17 protein-coding genes are annotated in these 18,736 nt (G+C 38.4%); 11 read left to right on the plus strand and 6 right to left on the minus strand.

Annotated features, from left to right (window positions below; genetic code table 11):
• Positions 1–10 precede the first annotated feature (10 nt).
• The 3 genes from splB (at position 11) to B3D94_RS15380 (ending at position 3,471) form a co-directional block, all read left to right on the plus strand.
• On the plus strand, positions 11–1,039 hold the full coding sequence (gene splB, locus B3D94_RS15370) for a spore photoproduct lyase (RefSeq protein WP_069480730.1): 1,029 nt from the start codon (positions 11–13) through the stop codon (positions 1,037–1,039).
• Between the two features lie 164 nt (positions 1,040–1,203).
• Positions 1,204–2,139, plus strand: a complete 936-nt coding sequence (locus tag B3D94_RS15375; RefSeq protein ID WP_291758169.1) for an arginine deiminase family protein — start codon at positions 1,204–1,206, stop codon at positions 2,137–2,139.
• Positions 2,140–2,154: 15 nt separating this feature from the next.
• Positions 2,155–3,471, plus strand: a complete 1,317-nt coding sequence (locus tag B3D94_RS15380) for an amino acid permease (protein ID WP_069480732.1) — start codon at positions 2,155–2,157, stop codon at positions 3,469–3,471.
• A 6-nt stretch (positions 3,472–3,477) separates the two neighbouring features.
• Here the strand turns inward: B3D94_RS15380 and B3D94_RS15385 are convergent, their stop codons facing one another.
• The gene (locus tag B3D94_RS15385; protein WP_069480733.1) at positions 3,478–4,224 is read right to left on the minus strand and encodes a YqcI/YcgG family protein; all 747 of its coding nucleotides are present in this window, start codon (positions 4,222–4,224) and stop codon (positions 3,478–3,480) included.
• A gap of 248 nt (positions 4,225–4,472) precedes the next feature.
• Positions 4,473–4,910: a MarR family winged helix-turn-helix transcriptional regulator gene (locus tag B3D94_RS15390; protein ID WP_069480734.1), complete on the minus strand. Its 438-nt coding sequence runs from the start codon at positions 4,908–4,910 to the stop codon at positions 4,473–4,475.
• Between the two features lie 119 nt (positions 4,911–5,029).
• On the opposite strand from B3D94_RS15390, the gene B3D94_RS15395 reads away from it, so the two are divergent.
• Positions 5,030–5,617 carry an NAD(P)H-dependent oxidoreductase gene (locus tag B3D94_RS15395; protein ID WP_069480735.1) on the plus strand — a complete coding sequence of 196 codons (588 nt, stop codon included), beginning with the start codon at positions 5,030–5,032 and terminating at the stop codon, positions 5,615–5,617.
• Positions 5,618–5,640: 23 nt separating this feature from the next.
• Here the strand turns inward: B3D94_RS15395 and B3D94_RS15400 are convergent, their stop codons facing one another.
• The 4 genes from B3D94_RS15400 to B3D94_RS15415 form a co-directional block, all read right to left on the minus strand.
• The gene (locus B3D94_RS15400) at positions 5,641–6,714 is read right to left on the minus strand and encodes a sensor histidine kinase (RefSeq protein WP_291758173.1); all 1,074 of its coding nucleotides are present in this window, start codon (positions 6,712–6,714) and stop codon (positions 5,641–5,643) included.
• Positions 6,711–7,388, minus strand: coding sequence for a response regulator transcription factor (locus B3D94_RS15405; RefSeq protein WP_069480737.1), 678 nt, complete (start codon positions 7,386–7,388; stop codon positions 6,711–6,713). The genes B3D94_RS15400 and B3D94_RS15405 overlap by 4 nt, the downstream gene beginning before the upstream one ends.
• A 17-nt stretch (positions 7,389–7,405) precedes the next feature.
• A complete protein-coding gene (locus B3D94_RS15410; protein ID WP_069480738.1) occupies positions 7,406–9,160 on the minus strand; it encodes an ABC transporter ATP-binding protein in 1,755 nt (584 codons plus the stop codon).
• Positions 9,161–9,293: 133 nt separating this feature from the next.
• Positions 9,294–11,012 (minus strand): PucR family transcriptional regulator, encoded by a 1,719-nt coding sequence (locus B3D94_RS15415; RefSeq protein ID WP_291758175.1) that lies wholly within the window; start codon positions 11,010–11,012, stop codon positions 9,294–9,296.
• Between the two features lie 218 nt (positions 11,013–11,230).
• Here B3D94_RS15415 and B3D94_RS15420 point away from each other — a divergent pair, with 218 nt between their 5' ends.
• Genes B3D94_RS15420 through B3D94_RS15450 form a run of 7 tightly spaced genes read left to right on the plus strand, consistent with a single transcriptional unit; the run spans position 11,231 to position 18,665 of the window.
• The gene (locus B3D94_RS15420) at positions 11,231–11,839 is read left to right on the plus strand and encodes an ankyrin repeat domain-containing protein (RefSeq protein ID WP_291758177.1); all 609 of its coding nucleotides are present in this window, start codon (positions 11,231–11,233) and stop codon (positions 11,837–11,839) included.
• A gap of 31 nt (positions 11,840–11,870) precedes the next feature.
• Positions 11,871–12,749, plus strand: a complete 879-nt coding sequence (locus B3D94_RS15425; protein ID WP_291758179.1) for a DUF2877 domain-containing protein — start codon at positions 11,871–11,873, stop codon at positions 12,747–12,749.
• Positions 12,750–12,751: 2 nt separating this feature from the next.
• The gene (gene fdrA, locus B3D94_RS15430) at positions 12,752–14,305 is read left to right on the plus strand and encodes an acyl-CoA synthetase FdrA (RefSeq protein WP_291758181.1); all 1,554 of its coding nucleotides are present in this window, start codon (positions 12,752–12,754) and stop codon (positions 14,303–14,305) included.
• Positions 14,298–15,725, plus strand: coding sequence for a DUF1116 domain-containing protein (locus B3D94_RS15435; protein WP_291758182.1), 1,428 nt, complete (start codon positions 14,298–14,300; stop codon positions 15,723–15,725). The genes fdrA and B3D94_RS15435 overlap by 8 nt, the downstream gene beginning before the upstream one ends.
• Positions 15,726–15,756: 31 nt before the next feature.
• A complete protein-coding gene (locus B3D94_RS15440; protein ID WP_291758184.1) occupies positions 15,757–17,235 on the plus strand; it encodes a cytosine permease in 1,479 nt (492 codons plus the stop codon).
• A gap of 2 nt (positions 17,236–17,237) precedes the next feature.
• The gene (gene arcC / locus B3D94_RS15445; protein WP_291758186.1) at positions 17,238–18,188 is read left to right on the plus strand and encodes a carbamate kinase; all 951 of its coding nucleotides are present in this window, start codon (positions 17,238–17,240) and stop codon (positions 18,186–18,188) included.
• Positions 18,189–18,206: 18 nt separating this feature from the next.
• Positions 18,207–18,665: a nucleoside deaminase gene (locus B3D94_RS15450; protein WP_291758188.1), complete on the plus strand. Its 459-nt coding sequence runs from the start codon at positions 18,207–18,209 to the stop codon at positions 18,663–18,665.
• Positions 18,666–18,736 lie beyond the last annotated feature (71 nt).

Raw genomic sequence — 18,736 nt, forward strand, 5'->3', positions numbered from 1 at the left:
GAGGATTACGATGAATAAACCGTTTATCCCTCAGCTCGTCTATTTTGAGCCTGATGCGCTCCATTATCCGTTAGGTCAGGAGTTAAAAGAAAAGTTTGAGCAGATGGGGATCGAAATACGTTATACCACTTCGCATAATCAAGTAAGAAATCTCCCTGGAGACAATGATTTTCAAAAGTATCGAGTAGCGAAATCTACTTTGGTAGTAGGCATTCGGAAAACGTTAAAGTTTGATACATCCAAGCCCTCCGCTGAATATGCCATTCCATTTGCTACTGGCTGTATGGGCCATTGCCATTATTGTTATTTACAAACAACGATGGGGAGCAAACCTTATATTCGTACTTATGTCAATGTGGATGAAATATTGGAGCAGGCTGATCATTATATGGCTGAACGAGCTCCTGACATCACACGTTTTGAGGCATCCTGTACGTCCGATATTGTAGGGATTGACCATCTCACACATACATTGAAACGTGCTATTGAGCATTTTGGACAAAGTGAGTTAGGTCAATTACGATTTGTGACGAAGTTCCATCATGTGGATCACCTATTGGATGCTAAACATAATGGTAAGACAAGATTCCGTTTTAGCGTCAATGCGGATTATGTTATTAAACATTTTGAGCCAGGAACTTCTCCATTAGCAAAAAGAATTGAGGCGGCTGGTAAGGTGGCAAGGGCTGGCTATCCGCTCGGTTTCATTGTCGCCCCCATCTATCTACATGATGGGTGGCAGGAGGGCTATTACCAAATGTTTGAGCGATTAGATGCTGAATTGCCAAAGGATGTGCGTGAAGATATTACATTTGAATTTATCCAGCATCGTTTTACGAAGCCAGCTAAACGTGTGATTGAAAAAAACTATCCGATGACAAAGCTGGAACTTGACGAAACCGTGAGAAGGTATAAATGGGGGAAATATGGAATAGGTAAATACATTTATCAAAAAGAAGAGGAAGAAGATATTAAGGAACATTTATATGGCTATATGAAAAAGTTCTTTCCACATGCAAAATTAGAATATTTTACGTAATGAGAGAGAGCCTTTGCCGTTCTCTCTAAATTTTATTTGAGCTACATATGGTTCAATGAAACGACGATTCAAATCATAGAATTGTCTGTGACTGATCGTATTGTATAATTCTCCTTTCAATGGTAACGCTAGCAGAGAACGACAAGCAGAAGGGGAGAATAAGGATGGACTCATTTCGAGTAAATTGTTGGTCGGAGCATGAGGAACTAAAGGTGGTCATGCTTTGTGCACCTTCGAAAGTTGATGTAACAGATTCGAAAATAGCCGAGCAGGTTGGGTGGAGTGAGCCTGTCAACCATCATAAAGCTATGGAAAATTTTCTGGCATTGAAGACAACGCTTGAAAACGCTGGGGTAAGAGTGATCGATTATGCCGAAGAATTATCAAATGATCAGCAGCTGTTAAGTGAGCAGCTTATTAATCGTTATTTTGTGCGCGATCTAGCATGTGTTGTGGGCCAGCAGCTTTTACCTGGGAATGCAGGCAGCTCGTTAAGGCGCCCAGAGTATCCACATGCTCATGCTATTTTAGCCAAGTGGTTTTCTGAACAATTTATTAGTAAAGCACAGCCTTCTCAATCACTTGAGTGTGGGGATGTGATGCTATTAAATAAGGATGCAGTCCTCATGAATCTAGGGATGAGAACTTCAATAGAGGCTGTTGAAAGCTTGAAGGAGCGCTTCTTTCAACAAGGATTTTCAGAAATTGCGGTCATTGATTTACCGAAGGGCAATGATACGCTTCATTTAGATATGAATTGTAATGTTGTACATCATAACTTACTGATTGCTAAAAGCTTTGTGCGTTATTTTCCTGTACAGGTGTTCACAGCTCAAGGCAGTCATTTTGATATGCCAGCATCATTTTTAAAGCGGCATGGCTTTGATGTTTACTGGCTCGAAACTTATAAAACCATTCCGGACATTAACTTGATTAATCTTGATCCAGAAACGTTAGTAATCAGTAAGCAGGCATCTAAACAGGAGTTATTAAAGCATCCATTATTAAGTAAAAAGAAATTACTGGAAGTGGACGTCACAGAGCTTGAAAAAGGTGGGGGAGGCATTCGATGCATGACATTGCCTTTAGTAAGAAAGTAGTGAAGGGTTGATTACATGACATCAAATACAAGTAAGGGCAGGTTGTCTTGGTGGCAACTTTCGCTTCTCGGTATTGGCTGTACATTAGGAACGGGTTTCTTTCTTGGGACAAGTATGGCCATTCATAAAAGTGGACCGGCTGTGTTAATTCCTTTTTTATTAGCGGCCATTTGTACGTATATTGTTTATGATGCACTTGTTAAAATGTCTGTTGAAAATCCTGATAAAGGCTCATTTCGTACTTATGCTAAACAAGCATTTGGGAGGTGGGCAGGATTTAGTAATGGTTGGGTCTATTTAATCTCTGAGATTCTAATTATGGGGAGTCAGCTCATGGCACTCGGTATTTTTACGAAGTTTTGGTTTCCGTCATTGCCATTATGGGTTGCGGCCTCTATCTATGCTGCTATAGGGCTAGTCGTGATTCTCACAGGCATGAAGGGTTTTGAAAACTTCCAAAACATCTTTGGGGCATTAAAGGCGGCAGCAATTGTGATGTTTATTATCGTAGCTGTTGTAATCCTCCTGAAAGGCTCACAAGCATCAACTTTGGATTCACTCTATGCAAATTATGAACAGTTTTTCTCACAAGGTATAAAAGGAATTTGGCTTGGGCTATTGTATGCCTTTTACGCCTATGGAGGCATTGAAGTAATGGGGTTAATGGTCATTGATTTAAAAAACCCAAAAGAAGCACCAAAAGCAGGAAGAATAATGTTAGTTGTTATTACCATCATTTTTTTAATGGCGATTGCCCTTGCGTTAGCGCTTGTCTCTTGGAAAGACTTTACGATTGATGAGAGTCCCTTTATTACAGCTCTTCAAGGTTATCACATTCCCTTTGTGGCGGATATTTTTAATGGTGTTTTAATCATTGCTGGATTTTCAACAATGGTCGCTTCACTCTATGCGGTGATTACCATTCTTATTACACTTGCAGAGGATCACGATGCACCCAAAATATTAGCGAAGAAAGGGAAAAGGAAAGTGCCTATTCCTGCCTTTATTTTTTTAACTTGTGGCTTAGTCATAACCATTGTTATTGGCTTTCTCATGCCAGAAAAAATCTTTGAATATTTGATGACAGCAGCGGGTTTAATGTTGATCTATAATTGGCTGTTTATTTTAGTGACATATATGAAGCTGATGGAGTTATCTAAGTGGGAGCATGTGAAAAATGGGTTGGGAATGCTGCTCATTGCTGTTACGGTATCTGGTACGTTAGGAGAAAAAACAAGCAGACTCGGTTTTTTCGTGAGCCTGCTCTTTATTGTCCTCATAGGCATTGCAACCTGGATTGTTGTGAAAAGGCAAAGTCATAAGGAAGCCTAATGCACGTTAGTTTTGTAGCCTCCGTAAGAACGGGCATTTGGACGGACTTTGATTATCATCACTTAAAAAATATTGCTTCCATTCATAACTATCTTCTTGTCCGTACCATTTTAAATCCGGATGCCCTGGGAGTGCATCATAATTGGCAATGCGCTGACGGATGAGCTTCTTTAATTTACGTCCAAATGCAGTAGAGTCGTTTATTTCTTCAAAAATCCAGCGTGGTTGAATGGCCATGAGCAAAGTAGAAAAATGGCGACTCCTGCGCAATTTGTGTGCGGGTGTTGCACAGGAGATAAAATAAGGCTCACCGTTAAAACAAAACTCCCATTCATTGTGGGCAGGGTCAGTTGGTATTTCTTCAGGCCAATCGAGATCGTCGATTTTAGTTAATTGGTTAAGAATGGTCCAAAATAATTGCTGATAATCCTCAACTTTATATTGAGCGAGCATATCCTGAGGGCTATGAAAGAAAACAGTGAGTGTCGTATATTTACCAAAAGTTTGGGAGGATTTTGCGAATTCCTTTAAACATTGTGCTAGCTCATGAATGGATGGCTCCTTCCGTGGATCTCCGATAAAACTATAGCGCAAATGGTTCGATAAAAACCCCATTCTTGCAGGTACACACGGAAAGGTATTTTCTTCATCGGCAATTGTGGCGGCAAAATCTGTGTAGGCAGACTGTTGCCAAATGGGAAGTGTGTCCAAATGTTCCTCAATCCACTTCCTATCAAATACTCCTACGTCCACTTGAGTCTCCTCCTTCTATACACCTTTATTCTATTAAAGAAAAAGCTAATGGGTTACGAAATCATGATAAATATGTAAGGATATAAGGATCGATTATTAATCACTCAATGGATGGTATGAATGGTAGAGTCTTGCTTAATTTGAATTGTTTTGAGCAAGGGAGGAGCGGCATTAAAATAATGACAATTGTTTTGAAAACTAGTGCTGCTTCAATGGCTGATAAATCGGAACCATTGAAGCAGCACATGTTAATTTTTTTGTTGAAAGACCTTTTGTTCAAGGATAAATAGGGCATGTTGAATATCTTTTATATCATCCTGTGTCGCATGTTGAATAAGCTGTAGAAAGCGTTCCTCGATGCATGCAAAGGCCTCCTCCATCATTTTATCTCCCTCCATAGACAAGCGAATATACTGCTTTCTGCGGTCCTCCGTGTCGTTCCATTTTTCAATGAGGTTTTGGTCTTGTAATTTTCGCAATTCACGACTTGTGTTGGGTAAGGACATATGCTGACATTCGCTTATTTCGGTAGGCGTGACGGGCTGACTTACTTTAATATATTCAAGAATTTTATATTGAAGCGGTGTTATATTGGCAACGGTCACGTTTTGTGTCAGCTCGTGTGTCACTTGGTGGACATTGGCTGTAAACGTTACGAATTGATGAAATAAACTGCTTTTATCCAATTGGATCACCTCTTATTGTCAAGATAACAAATAACTTATCTTAAAACAATTATCATTTGACAACAAAAAACAAATCAATTATTATTTAGTTATCAAATGATAAGTAATGGAGGCGTAGTATGAAAACGTTAATTGTCTATACATATCCAAACCATAAGAGCTTAAATTATGCATTTTTACAGGAAGTAATGAAGGGGTGTCAAGAGAATCCTGCCATTGATGAGATACAGTTACTAGATTTATATGAAGAAGAATTCGATCCTCGTTTAATTTTCCATGAGCATAAACGACGTCGGGATATGTATCGTGATCCGCAACTGGAAAAGTACCGTCAACAGCTGACCTGGGCAGATCAAATTGTATTTGTTTATCCAATATGGTGGGGGAGACCGCCTGCTATGCTGTTAGGCTATATTGATCAATTGTTTGCATCGAATTTTGCGTATCGGGATACAAAGGGATTATTTCCAGAAGGACTCTTAAAAGGAAAGTCGGTTGTTTGTGTGTCCACAATGAAGGGGCCAACCAAATACCCACTGCTATGGCTGAATAATGCTCATAAAATTTTGATGAAAAGAGCGTTATTTAGTTATGTAGGAATGAAGAAAGTGAAGTTTTTTGAGTTTGGAAACATGGAAAGTAAAAAAGGGCAGCAACAGCGAAAGCTGAACAAAGTTTATCAGTATTTTAGAAAGGTTGCATACTAATAAAAAAACTCGTGCAGACATCCTTAGACGTTTGCACGAGTTTCTGTAGTATCGATGGTCAATGTAATCGAGAAGGCTGTAAATTCTCCAAGCTTGCTTTCGACGGCAATAGTACCGTTGTGCATATCAATAATTTTTTTGACGATGGCTAAACCTAGACCACTTCCTCCATTTGTGGCAGTCCGTGATTGGTCGGCCTTATAAAATCGTTCAAATATATGCATTTGCTGCTCTTCCGATAGCCCAATACCAGTATCTTGCACAATGATGGTAACGGTATCGAGATGCTGCGTCATAGTTAACGTGATTGTACCTCTGTCGGATGTGAATTTAATGCTATTCGTTAGCAAATTCATCCAAACTTGATTCAATAAATCTTCATCTGCTGTAATAGTTATATTGTCCAGTTGGACATCGAAGTCCAGGTGTTTAGCTATCCAATTTGGTTCAAGAGCCAGTATGACATTCCGCAATTGTTTATCCAGTCGATAGGTTGTCGTTTCAAATGGATGATGCTGAGATTCTAAGGAAGTCAGCTTCAGCAAATTATCACTAATCTTTGATAACCGATTACTTTCCAATTCAATAATTTCTAAGTAATGTTGACGCTTTTTTTCAGGCAGATGAATGTTCTTTAGAGCCTTCGCAAAGCCATTAATAGACGTTAAAGGTGATTGGATCTCATGGGAGACGTTTGAAATAAATTCTTGTCGCATCCTTTCAAGCTCACCTAATTCAAGAGCCATATGATTAATGCCATGGATTAATTGGCCAAATTGGTCCTCCTCATTGCCTTTTACATCTAATTGGATATTAAAATCCCCTTTTGCCATTTGTCTTAATGCTTCAACAATAGCGTCCCAGTAATTCCGTTGTCGATTGAGCCCAATTAAGAAGATAATAGCGGCCGAACAGGCAAAGAGTACAAAAACGCCAAGGACAGTGCCTAATTGTTGCCAAAAATCATGGGGTTCTGTACCTAACTGACCATATAACCATCCTGTTGCATGATAAGAAATAAAAGCAAATAGAGTATTTGTAATGAGAAAGAGGAATAGAACAAATAGAATTCTAACAAAGAATTTTCGTTTTCTCATAATGCTAGTTCCAAGCGGTAGCCAAGACCTCGAATAGTACGGATGGCAAAGCCACTAATCTCCTGAGGAAAACGCTCACGTATTCTTTTAATATGGACGTCTACTGTGCGTTCGTCTCCTTCATAATCATAGCCCCAAATTTCTTCAATCAATTGTTCGCGAGAAAATGTTTTGCCCACATAGCTCGCTAATGTAAATAATAGTTCGAATTCCTTTAAACGAAGGACAATGATTTCTCCGTTCAGATCAACTTCATGTGTATGTCGATCGAGTTTAACATTGCCAGCTTCTACTACTTGAGAGAGCGCAATACGATATCGTTTTAATATCGATTTTACACGCACAATTAGCTCGGCAGGTTCAAAAGGTTTTACCAAATAATCATCTGTCCCTAAATGGAAACCCTTGACCTTTTGAGCAGTTTCTCCTTTAGCAGTAAGCATGAGAATAGGGAGATCAGTATTATATGAACGAATTTCCTCACATAAAGCCCACCCATCCATGTTTGGCATCATGATATCCATGATAACCATATCTACCTTTTCATAGGTTAACTTGGACAGTGCATCGACACCGTCCGTCGCTTCAATAACCTCTAGACCTTCATTTTGTAGAAATACTTTTACTAATTCTCGAATATGGGCATCATCATCTACCATTAACAGTTTGGTCATCTAAACAATTCCCTTCGTTAGTCCTCTTTAATTCGTAATTGCTGCTTGGCAAACTCACGATACATGGCATGCGTCTCAAAGAGTGTCTCATGTGTACCACAACCTGTAATATGTCCTTTTTCTACAAATAGTATTTGATCGGCATCGACTACCGTTGATAGGCGGTGAGCAATGACTAAAGTTGTGCGACCTTGCATTAAATTATCTAACGCTTTTTGTACATAAATTTCTGACTTACTATCTAAACTTGATGTAGCTTCATCGAGCATTAAAATTTGCGGATTCCGTAGTAGGGCTCTTGCAATAGAAATACGCTGACGTTGACCTCCTGAAAGCTTGATGCCTCTTTCGCCTACTTCGGTGTCAAACTTATCGGGAAGATCGTTAATAAATTGTTCAGCATAAGCCATTTTAGCCACTCTTTCTAGCTCATCATCCTGCACTTCACGGTCAACACCATAGCAAATATTTTCTCGAATCGTTCCTGACAGCAGGGCACTTTCTTGCGCAACATAGCCAATTTGACTGCGCCAAGAGTGAAGTGAAAATGTCTCTATAGGCGTTTCTCCTAGTGTAATATTACCGTTAGTTGGTTGGTAATATCGTTCTAACAGGGAGAATGTGGTTGTTTTACCGCCACCACTTGGACCTACAATGGCCGTTACTTTGCCTGGCTCTATTGTGAAGTTAATATCGGATAAAATCGGCTCCTCACCATATGAAAAGTCAACATTATTAACATAAATTGGCTGATCTATTTTTTCAACAGTAATGCCTTCTTCAATGTGTTCCTCCTCATGGTCCAGTAAGGCACTAATGCGTTCAGTAGCACCCATTGCTTTTTGAAGTTGCGTAAAGAACATCGTTAATTGTGTCATTGGCATGATGATTTGGATTAAATATAAAATAAATGCCACCATATCACCAGCTGTCAGCTCACCAGAGGAAACGCGCACGCCTCCATAGCCAATAATAGCGACGAGAACCGACATCAGAACGAATGAAATTAATGGTGAAATAAGAGCATGGATTTTTGCTTCTTTTAGGCCAAAGTTAAAGAGATTCGTAATGCCCTTTTTCCCACGCTCATATTCTACTTGCTCCGCATTAGAAGCTTTAACCAAACGTGTTTCAGGTAAAACTTGGTTTAATACCGAAGTAAACTTAGCGGTTTCATCTTGCATCCCTTTAGAAATGACAAACATGCGTTTTCCTAGCAGCATTAAAATAACCATCGCTAGTGGAACAGCGATTAACATCACTAAAGTCATTTTCCAATCTAGGAATAAGAGAATAATAATGGAACCGATGATGGAAATAACACCCGATAAACAGTTCGCTAGATGCTCTGTAATGAGCTCCTTTACGACCGCTGTATCATTTGTTACACGGCTTAATGTTTCGCCAGTATCGTTTTCATCATAGTAGGGGATTGGTAAATGCAGCAGCTTGCGCCAAAGTTGATCCCGTAATTTTGCTACTACATGGTGACCTACACGATTTAAATAATAGATAGATAATCCACTTGCAATGGCTTGGGCGATAAAAGCAATACCAAGCAAAATGATCTGCCAATAATTAAGTGATTCTAGTGAAAAGCCGTCCACTAATTGTTTTGTAAATAATGGGACGATAAAACCTACGCCCGTAGTTGCTAAACTCATAATTAATGCTATAACTAGGAGCCAAATAGGTGGTTCAGCTCGTTTTACTAATTGTATAAAACGTCGCCAATCTGGTTTTTTAGTAGTTTCTTTTGATGTCTCTTGCAAAGAAATAGCCTCCTTCAATATCGTCAAACAACGTATGTCGTTCCTATGGCTTTTACTATAGCATGTGTTTATGAACTGAATATGAAATGAAATAAAAGGTGATGTGCAAATCATCATCACCTTTCAAATAGGACTAGTCAGCAAACTCATCATGGTATAGAGACTTACCTAGTAGTCGATAAATTCTTAGAGCTAATTGTATTTGTAATAGTTCCTCATAGCTTTTTAAATCGGTCTTTAAAATCTCTTTAATTTTTTCGATACGGTAAATTAAAGTATTGCGATGAATAAACATTTCCTTAGCAGTTTCACTAATATTCATATGATAAATAAAGTAATTTTCTAACGTAATTAAATAGCTTGTCCCATGTAATAAATCGTGCTCAAAGACAGGCCCTAAGCTCTCTAAGAAAAAATCTTTTAATTGAACCTCATTAATATTCGAATCTAAAAAGTGATAGATGGAGTGATCGGCAAAATGGGCCACAGCTCCGCTTTCTTCAAATCGGTGCATGAGACGGAGAGCTTCGTGAGCCTCGGCAAAGCTTTTATGAACGTAACGAATTTGTTTATATTCTTTCCCAATACCAATTAAAAAGGAAGTTTCTGCTTGATACTGACTTAATAATTGCAAAATTTCCTCAGCATATCGTTTCGTTTCATTAACAGTCATATCTTGCTTACCTTCTTGTTGTCCCACCAACACGATAATTTGGTGATTTCGATAAAGACATGTAATTTCACCATTGATGGTACTAGAGTGTTTATAGATTAAATTCATACATTTTTTTGCAATATTATCGGATTCGTACTTTCGAGAAATTAAATCATGATGATCCTGCACGTTATCACGGATCATAGAAATTACAATGCAGTAATATTTATAATTGATATTTAATCCATGGAGGTCACAGAGCGTTTGAAGCGTCTCGCTGGATGTGATTTTTCCCGTTAATAAATCATCAAAAAACTCCTGTTTAATTTTTAGTCGGACGTCCTCAATTTCCTTCTGTTTAATCCTCTCTAATGCCACGATCGTGGAGGCTTGCTCTAAAACAATGTAATCAAATTCATTGAGATCATGAACGGTTTGCCAAATGACTATATAGCCGTAAATATAATTAGCTACTGCTACAGGAAGAATTCTACATTTTACAATAAGGTCCTCTAAATGATAATTTCTTGTAATCAATTTTTGCATCTCATTGAGATCCTTAGGAATGGAATCGATAAAATCCTTTGAAAAAGTCGGACGATTTTTTTTAAGGTTGATGCCATAGGCAAGTGGTACTGGATTGGCATCGAGATCAGTGAAATGCAGTAAATTCCAATCCTGGTCTAAAAAGATAATAGGATTATTAATGGTTTCGGCTAATTTTGAGGAAATCGATTCGATGCCCCCTCCTTCTAGCGCTACTTTAAACAATGTATTGTGCATATCCAGTGATTTTCTATTTAATAAGTCATAGCGGCCGGATGCCTTTTCATTAATGATCGATATGACCTTGGACAAGATGTAGTTATAAGGTAACTCCAACAAAGGTAATCCATATTGATTGGCAATATCGATCATGTTTTGAGGTGTTTTTTGTAGATAGCGTCTCATCTTAATGACGAGGCCCGCACAATTCACTTTAGATAGTTCTTGGATAATTTTATTTTGTAACTCTTCATCATCTTGAAATATATAACCGGTTGTTAATAATAATTCATTCGGTGTTAGCCAATCAAATGCATCAGGATTCTCGATGATGTTCACAAGTGATATTTTATTGTGAATGCCTTGCTCTCCCGCAACAATTTTAATTCCCTCCAAAGCCTTAGTTTCTAATAAATCTTTAATTGTTAGCAAATGATTTCACTCCTTTGCCATAATCTTATCACAAAATATTGTACATATTGCCCAAATCATCTGCATTCTTTTTGGTATTGCTAAACAATGATATATAGAGCATAAGGGAATAAAATAAGGCATGTAAGACAGGAATGTGGAAAAACTAACATTCTCGCGATTCATTTTCATTTAGATGAAATGAACAATAGGTCGGGAAAATGGAGGAATGAAAGAAATTGGAAGATACAATTATCATCTCAGAATTTTTAGCGGCAGCTGAAGCGGGAGATAGAGATACTTTGCAACGTTTTTTACAACAAGGTATAGATATTAATGCTCGCAATAAGCAAAAGCAAACAGCAATTTTACTTGCTGCCATGAACGATCAATTAGAAACGGTAAAATTTCTAATACAAGAAGGGGCAGATATTAACCTTCAAGATCAAATTTGTTTAAATCCATTTTTATATGGCTGTATTAATGGGAAATTAGAGCTTGTGAAAATAATGCTCCAAGCAAACACAGATTTAGAACGTCTAACACGTTTCGGTGGAGTAGGTGTTCATCCAGCAAGTGAGAAAGGATTTGTTGAAGTAGTTCGTGAGCTTGTTACAAAGACAGATATTAATGTCAATCATACGAATATTTGTGGTTGGACACCATTAATTGAAGCAATCCTTTTGAATGATGGTGGAGAAAAGCAGCAAGAAATTGTTCGTTTATTAGTAGGGCATGGCGCAGATACACAATTGGTCGATCAATATGGAGTGACTCCATTAGCAATCGCTAGAGAAAAAGGTTTTACGGCTATTGAAAAAATTCTACTAGAAGCTGGGGCAAAATAGTAGCATTCCAACGACTCAAAGGGGTGTACATATGATACACGCTAAATCTGGTGATAATTATTTCCTTCAGCAATTAGCTGAGGCGGAGTTTACGGGGACAGTTCATAGTGTATTTAAACATGCATTAAATATCCGGAGTGTAGCAAATGGTGAAATTTTTACACTTGCAACGAAAGCTATGGACAATGCTCCTAATACGCTTGTCATTGATCTTGATACTTTGGACAATTTGCACATATACCAAAATGACCAAGTAAGGATGAAGCATCACCAATTATTAATAGAAGATAAATTAACAATAGCGATAGAAACAGCCACTCTTTGGCAGTGTCATCTCCCTATTTTCCCGTCAGACACGGCAACGTTAAAACAGAATATCGTTCAAGTGAAACAGTTTATTGATATATATGGAAAAAGTGGGGGGATGAAGCGCAGTGATTCACCAGTTAGTCAGTTTGAGGCTGAAACTTCGAAATTGCTAAAAGAGCGCACAGCATTACTCCATGAAGCATTATGTAATCGCCGATTTGATAATTTTCAGCAGTATGCACTTGATTTAGTGGGCTTGGGGCCAGGGTTAACGCCATCAGGTGATGATTTTTTAGTTGGATTATTGACGGTCATCCATTTAGAACATAGTCCGTGTTCTATGTATCAGCCATTGTGTGAAAGCGTCATCAAATTGATGAAGCCCTTAACCAATGATATTAGTTACACAACATTGAATAAGGCTGCATATGGACAGGTTAGGGAATCTATTCATGCACTTGTCTCTGCCATGCTATCTGGCACGGAAGGTGAAGCGATTCAAGCACTGAAAAAAGTACTTGCCATCGGCTCTTCATCAGGTACAGATATCGCCTTAGGGCTTATAAGTGGCTTTGAAGCCAATATAGAATTAGGAGGATAAAAATGAGTATTAAAGTCGTAATTAAGCGAAACACATATTTTGATTCAGTATCATTGATGTCACTTTCAACAAAAGCGAATCAAATTGAAGGCGTTGAGCAAGCCATTATTGGTATGGGTACAGAAATGAACAAGGGAGTTATTCGCAACGTTGGTTTAATGACTCCTGAAGTAGAGGAAGCAACAGCAGGGGACTTGATGATTATTGTGAAAACTGCTAATGCGGAGGAAACAGAAAGCGCTTACTTAGCAGTGGAAGAATTATTTACAAATAAAAATTCAGCACAAGCAAAAAGCGATATTAAATACGCAACGATTGATTCAGCTGCACAAGGTATCCCAGATGCAAACTTTGCTGTCATTTCTGTGAATGGTGCTTTTGCGGTTCGTGAAGCACGGAAGGCTCTTGAGAATGACTTACATGTTATGTTATTCAGCGATAATGTAAGCGTGGAAGACGAAGTGGAATTAAAAACATTAGCACATGACAAAGGCTTATTAATGATGGGTCCAGACTGTGGTACAGCAATCATTAGTAATATAGGACTTGCCTTTGCAAACGCTGTAAGAAAAGGCAACATCGGTATTGTTGCAGCATCTGGTACTGGTAGCCAAGAGGTCAGCGTTCGTATTCATGACTTCGGTGGTGGGATTACTCAACTTATCGGTACCGGTGGCCGTGATTTAAGTAAAGAAGTAGGCGGAATTATGATGCTAGATGGTATCCAAGCTCTTGATGCCGATGAAGCGACAAAAGTAATCGTCCTCGTATCAAAGCCACCTGAAGCTAGCGTGGAGAAAAAAGTATTAGCACAAATTAAAGAGTGTAGCAAGCCTGTAGTTGTTTACTTTATCGGTGGTAATGAAGAAGCAGTAGTAGCAGCTGGTGGACATTTCGCTAAAACGTCTAAGGAAGCAGCGTTAAAAGCAGTATTACTTGCTGATATTGATGAAGCAGGCATTAACAAACGTGCACTGAACCTTCCATTAATTGAAGAGGTTCGTGCTAAATTATCGCCAGAGCAAAAATATATCCGTGGATTATTCTGTGGTGGAACGCTTTGTGATGAATCTATGTATCTAGCAATGGAAAAATTCGATCATGTATATAGTAATATCCAAAAAAATCCTGATTTTCTATTAAAAGATATTAATGTGAGCCAGGAACATACTTTCATAGACTTTGGGGATGATGACTTTACTAACGGTAAACCGCACCCAATGATTGATCCATCTTCTCGTATTGATCGTTTCTTACAAGAAGCAAAAGATCCATCGGTTGGTGTCATTGTAATGGACTTCGTTTTAGGCTTCGGTTCACATGAAGACCCAGTTGGTGTTATGCTGCCGGCTATTACTAAGGCTAAACAATTGGCTGAAAAAGAGGGTAGACACTTAGAGATTATTGGATATGTGCTAGGAACAGATTTAGATAAACCAAGTTTAGAAGATCAAGTGAAAAAATTAGTCGATGCAGGTGTGACACATGCAAGCAGCAGTACAAATGCAGGCTTACTGGCTAGAGAAATGGTTTTGAAAGGAGATTATCATGAGTAAGATTAATGAACTTTTTACAAGTAAAATTAACGTAATTAACGTAGGTATTGAACTTTTTAACAATGATATCTTAGCGCAAAATGCGAGTGCTACACACCTAGAATGGTCACCACCAGGTGGAGGGAAACCGGCAATAATCGAGGCACTAAACAAAATCGATAAAGCTGAATTGGCTGAAAAAATTGAAGCAGCAAACCGTCTTGCAGTCGAAAAAATTGTTAACTCTCAACCAGTTCTAATTGGTTTCGATCAAGCGATTAATGTAGTACCAGGCATGACGAAGAAAACAATTTTACACGCTGGCCCACCAATTACATGGGAAAACATGAATGGTCCAATGAAAGGTGCCGTTATGGGAGCTCTCATTTTCGAAGGCTTGGCAAATGACCTTGAGGAAGCGGCGAAAGTTGCAGCATCAGGAGAGATTACATTCTCACCATGTCATGAACATAACTCTGTAGGATCTATGGCTGGTGTTACATCTGCCTCCATGTTTGTGCACATTGTTGAAAATAAAACATACGGTAATCGTGCATTTACAAACTTAAGTGAGCAGATGGCTAAAGTTTTACGTATGGGTGCAAACGATGACAGTGTTATTGATCGTTTAGTATGGATGCGTGATGTTTTAGGACCAATTTTACGTGACGCTATGAAGCTCAATAAAGAGGGTATCGACCTTCGTTTAATGCTAGCACAAGCACTTCATATGGGTGATGAGTGTCATAACCGTAACAATGCAGGTACTGCTTTACTCATTCAAGCTTTAACACCTTATATTTTAGAAACAGATTATCCTGTTGAACAGAAACGTGAAGTATTTAATTTTGTAGCAAGTAGTGAGTATTTCTCAGGGCCTACGTGGATGGCTTGTTGTAAATGTGCATTAGATGCTGCACATGGTATTGAGCACAGTACGGTTGTGACAACAATGGCACGTAACGGTGTAGAATTTGGTATTCGTATTAGTGGAATGGCAGGTAACACATGGTTCACGGGCCCTGCACAACAAGTTATCGGGCCAATGTTTGCTGGGTATAAGCCAGAAGATTCAGGTCTAGACATTGGAGATAGTGCTATTACAGAAACATACGGTATCGGTGGTTTCGCTATGGCTACTGCACCAGCAATCGTTGCCCTAGTAGGCGGAACAGTGGATGAAGCAATTGGTTATTCACGTCAAATGAAAGAAATTACGACAACTGAAAACCAAAACATTACTATTCCATTATTAAACTTCATGGGAATTGCTACTGGTATTGATATCCGTAAAGTAATTCAAACTGGTATTCTTCCAATTATTAATACAGCAATTGCACACAAAGACGCTGGAATTGGTATGATTGGTGCCGGTATTACTCACCCTCCAATGGAAGCTTTTGAGAAAGCATTAATCACAATTAGTGAGAAGTGGGCTTAAGCCCACTTCCTATAAGTAGGAGGAGCTTTAGATGGAACATGCAAAAATTGAACAGTCCTATCAAGACTATAGAGCACTAGGCTATTCGGAAGAACTATTACCAAAAGGTCCTCAGGAAAGAGACTGGGGGATCTTTAACTACATCACAGTTTGGATGGGCGCAGTTCACAATATTATGTCTTATATGACAGTTGCAGGATTTTTTATCTTGGGATTATCTGTTAATCAAGTTTTCTTAGCCATTATGCTATCAGCAGTGATCGTTTCTGCAGGATACGCCTTAAATGGATATGCTGCCTCTAAATATGGTATACCATTCGCAATATTACTGAGAGATGCCTTCGGAGTAAAGGGTTCCATTATTCCAGCCTTATGTCGTGGATTAATTGCAGGGGTTGTTTTCTTTGGTACAACCACAGTGGTAGGGGCTCAATCTCTAAATGTTTTATTCGCTAGATTCATTCCGAACTATATGTCTATTGGTGGGGACTTCACTCTTTTTGGCTTAGATGTTCCGACAATGATTTCTTATAGTATTTTATGGATAGTTACAGTGTTACTATTTTTGGGCGGCATGGATATGCTCACTGTTTTTGGTAAATATTCATCACCAATCGTTTATATCTTCATCATTGGAGCAGCGATTTGGGCGATCAATATTGCTGGTGGTATTGGTCCAATTTTAGATTACACACCTGCAACAAAAATGGAAAGTCCATTAGTATTTATTGCTTGTGTGAGCGCATTGGTATCTAATTGGGCTGGTCCAATCGTTAATATTGCAGACTTTACAAATAGAGCTAAATCACCAAAAGCTATGGTCTATGGTTTATCTATTGGTATGATCGGTTCGTATCTACTATTTGCCATCACTTGTATTAGTTTAATAGCGGGGACAGAAATTGCATTCGGACAACCAATTTTTAATATTGTCGATGCAATCGATAAAATCCAAAATCCATTTTCTGTTATTGTATTAATTTTAGCATTAAATGTTGGGGCAACTGCATTTGTCGTATTCGGTAATTTACTACCATCTGGATTACAAATGACAACGTTATTTCCTAAAGTATTTACAGTAAAAACAGCAGGAATTTTAACAGCCATTGTTGGAACAATGATTTTGCCTTGGAAATTAGTTTCTAGTACAGAAACTTTATTCTTCTTCTATAGTTTTATTGGCTCTATGTTTGGCCCAATCGCAGGTATTATGTTGTCTAGTTTTTATATCGAACGTAAACGTCGTATTGAGTTATCTACAATTTATGTGAAAGACGGTAACAATGGGGCTTATAAATCTGGCTATAACATCGTAGCATGTGTCGTGCTATTGATTAGTTTTATGCTACCAATGTCAGGTGCTTTCCTTAAAGGTGTGCCTTTCCTAGTGAAGCTAAATGACTTTGCCTTCTTTAGCGGACTAATCGTGTCGTTCATTTTATATACAGTGTTATATCGATTTAATAACCAAAAAATTCAAAATAATGCGGAAAATGAAGTAGGGGTGTAGTTGTGAATAAATTAGTAATTGTAGCAATCGGAGGCAACTCGTTAGTAAAAGATAGCGGCAGTGAATCTATTCAAAGCCAGCAGGAAGCTGTTGCTCAAACTGTCGAACATATAGCAGATATGATTCAAGAAGGCTATAAAGTGGTTGTCACTCATGGCAATGGGCCTCAAGTAGGTTTTACGCTACAAAGAAGTGAAATTGCTAATGAAATATCTGGCATGCCAGCGGTTCCTTTAGTGAACTGTGTTGCCGATACGCAAGGCGGAATTGGATATTTAATTCAACAAGCCCTAATAAATGAACTGGCGAAGCGTCAAATTAATAAAAAGGTAGTCAGTGTGATTACACAAGTGGAAATCAATGAAAATGATCCGAACTTTGTCAATCCTACTAAGCCAGTAGGTTCATTCTTTACGAAAGAACAAGCGGATGCTATGTTAGTGGAACATCCAGATTGGAAAATGATAGAAGATTCTGGGCGCGGATATCGTCGTGTGGTACCTTCACCACTACCAATCGATATTGTAGAAAAAGATGCAATCAAATCACTTATTGACAATGATTATGTAGTCATCGCAGTAGGTGGGGGTGGTATCCCAGTAATTAGAAAAGAAAACAATATTTACGAAGGTGTAGATGCTGTTATTGACAAAGACTTTGCAACAAGTCTGTTAGCAGCTCAAGTAAATGCAGATTCATTAATTATTACAACGGGCGTTCCACGTGTATTCATTAACTTTGGGAAGCCAGAACAACAAGCACTTGAAGAAATTACGATTGAAGAAACAAAGAAACATGTTTTAGACAATCAATTCCCACCAGGAAGTATGCTACCAAAAATCGAAGCAAGTTTGAGCTTCTTAGAAAATGGTGGTCACCGAGTTATTATTACAAATCCTGAGAGTCTAAAAGAGGCAATCAATAATCAAGCGGGTACTCATATTATTAATTAACATAGGGGGAGTCACGGTATGGATTATATTCAATTAGCAGTTGACAAAACGAAAGACGGTATCGACCAAAATATTGGTGGACCTTTTGGTGCAACGATTGTAAGAGGTGATGAAATCATCGCTGTTGTAGGAAATACGATGATGCGTGATACAGACATAACTGCACATGCAGAAATAGTAGCCATTCGCGAAGCTTCTAAAAAGCTTGGCACAATGGATTTATCGGATTGTGTAATCTATGCAACATGCGAACCATGTCCAATGTGTGTTTCAGCAATTATTTGGTCAGGTATAAAAGAAGTGCATTATTGCAATACAGCAGAAGATGCTCATGTACATGGCTTCTCTGATATGCATATACGTGATTACTTAACAGGTAAAGATACAAGTGTGTTAAACATGCATAAAATGGAGACTCCAGAAGAATGTGATGCACTATTCCATCATTCCAATAACAAAATGGCTAATAGCAAATAATAGCCTATGATCAAGATTAGAATAGGGATCTCGTTTTCGAGAATCCCTTTTCTAATTTTCATTTAATAAGA

This window comes from Lysinibacillus sp. UBA5990 (genome assembly GCF_002429815.1).
Lineage (GTDB): Bacteria > Bacillota > Bacilli > Bacillales_A > Planococcaceae > Lysinibacillus > Lysinibacillus fusiformis.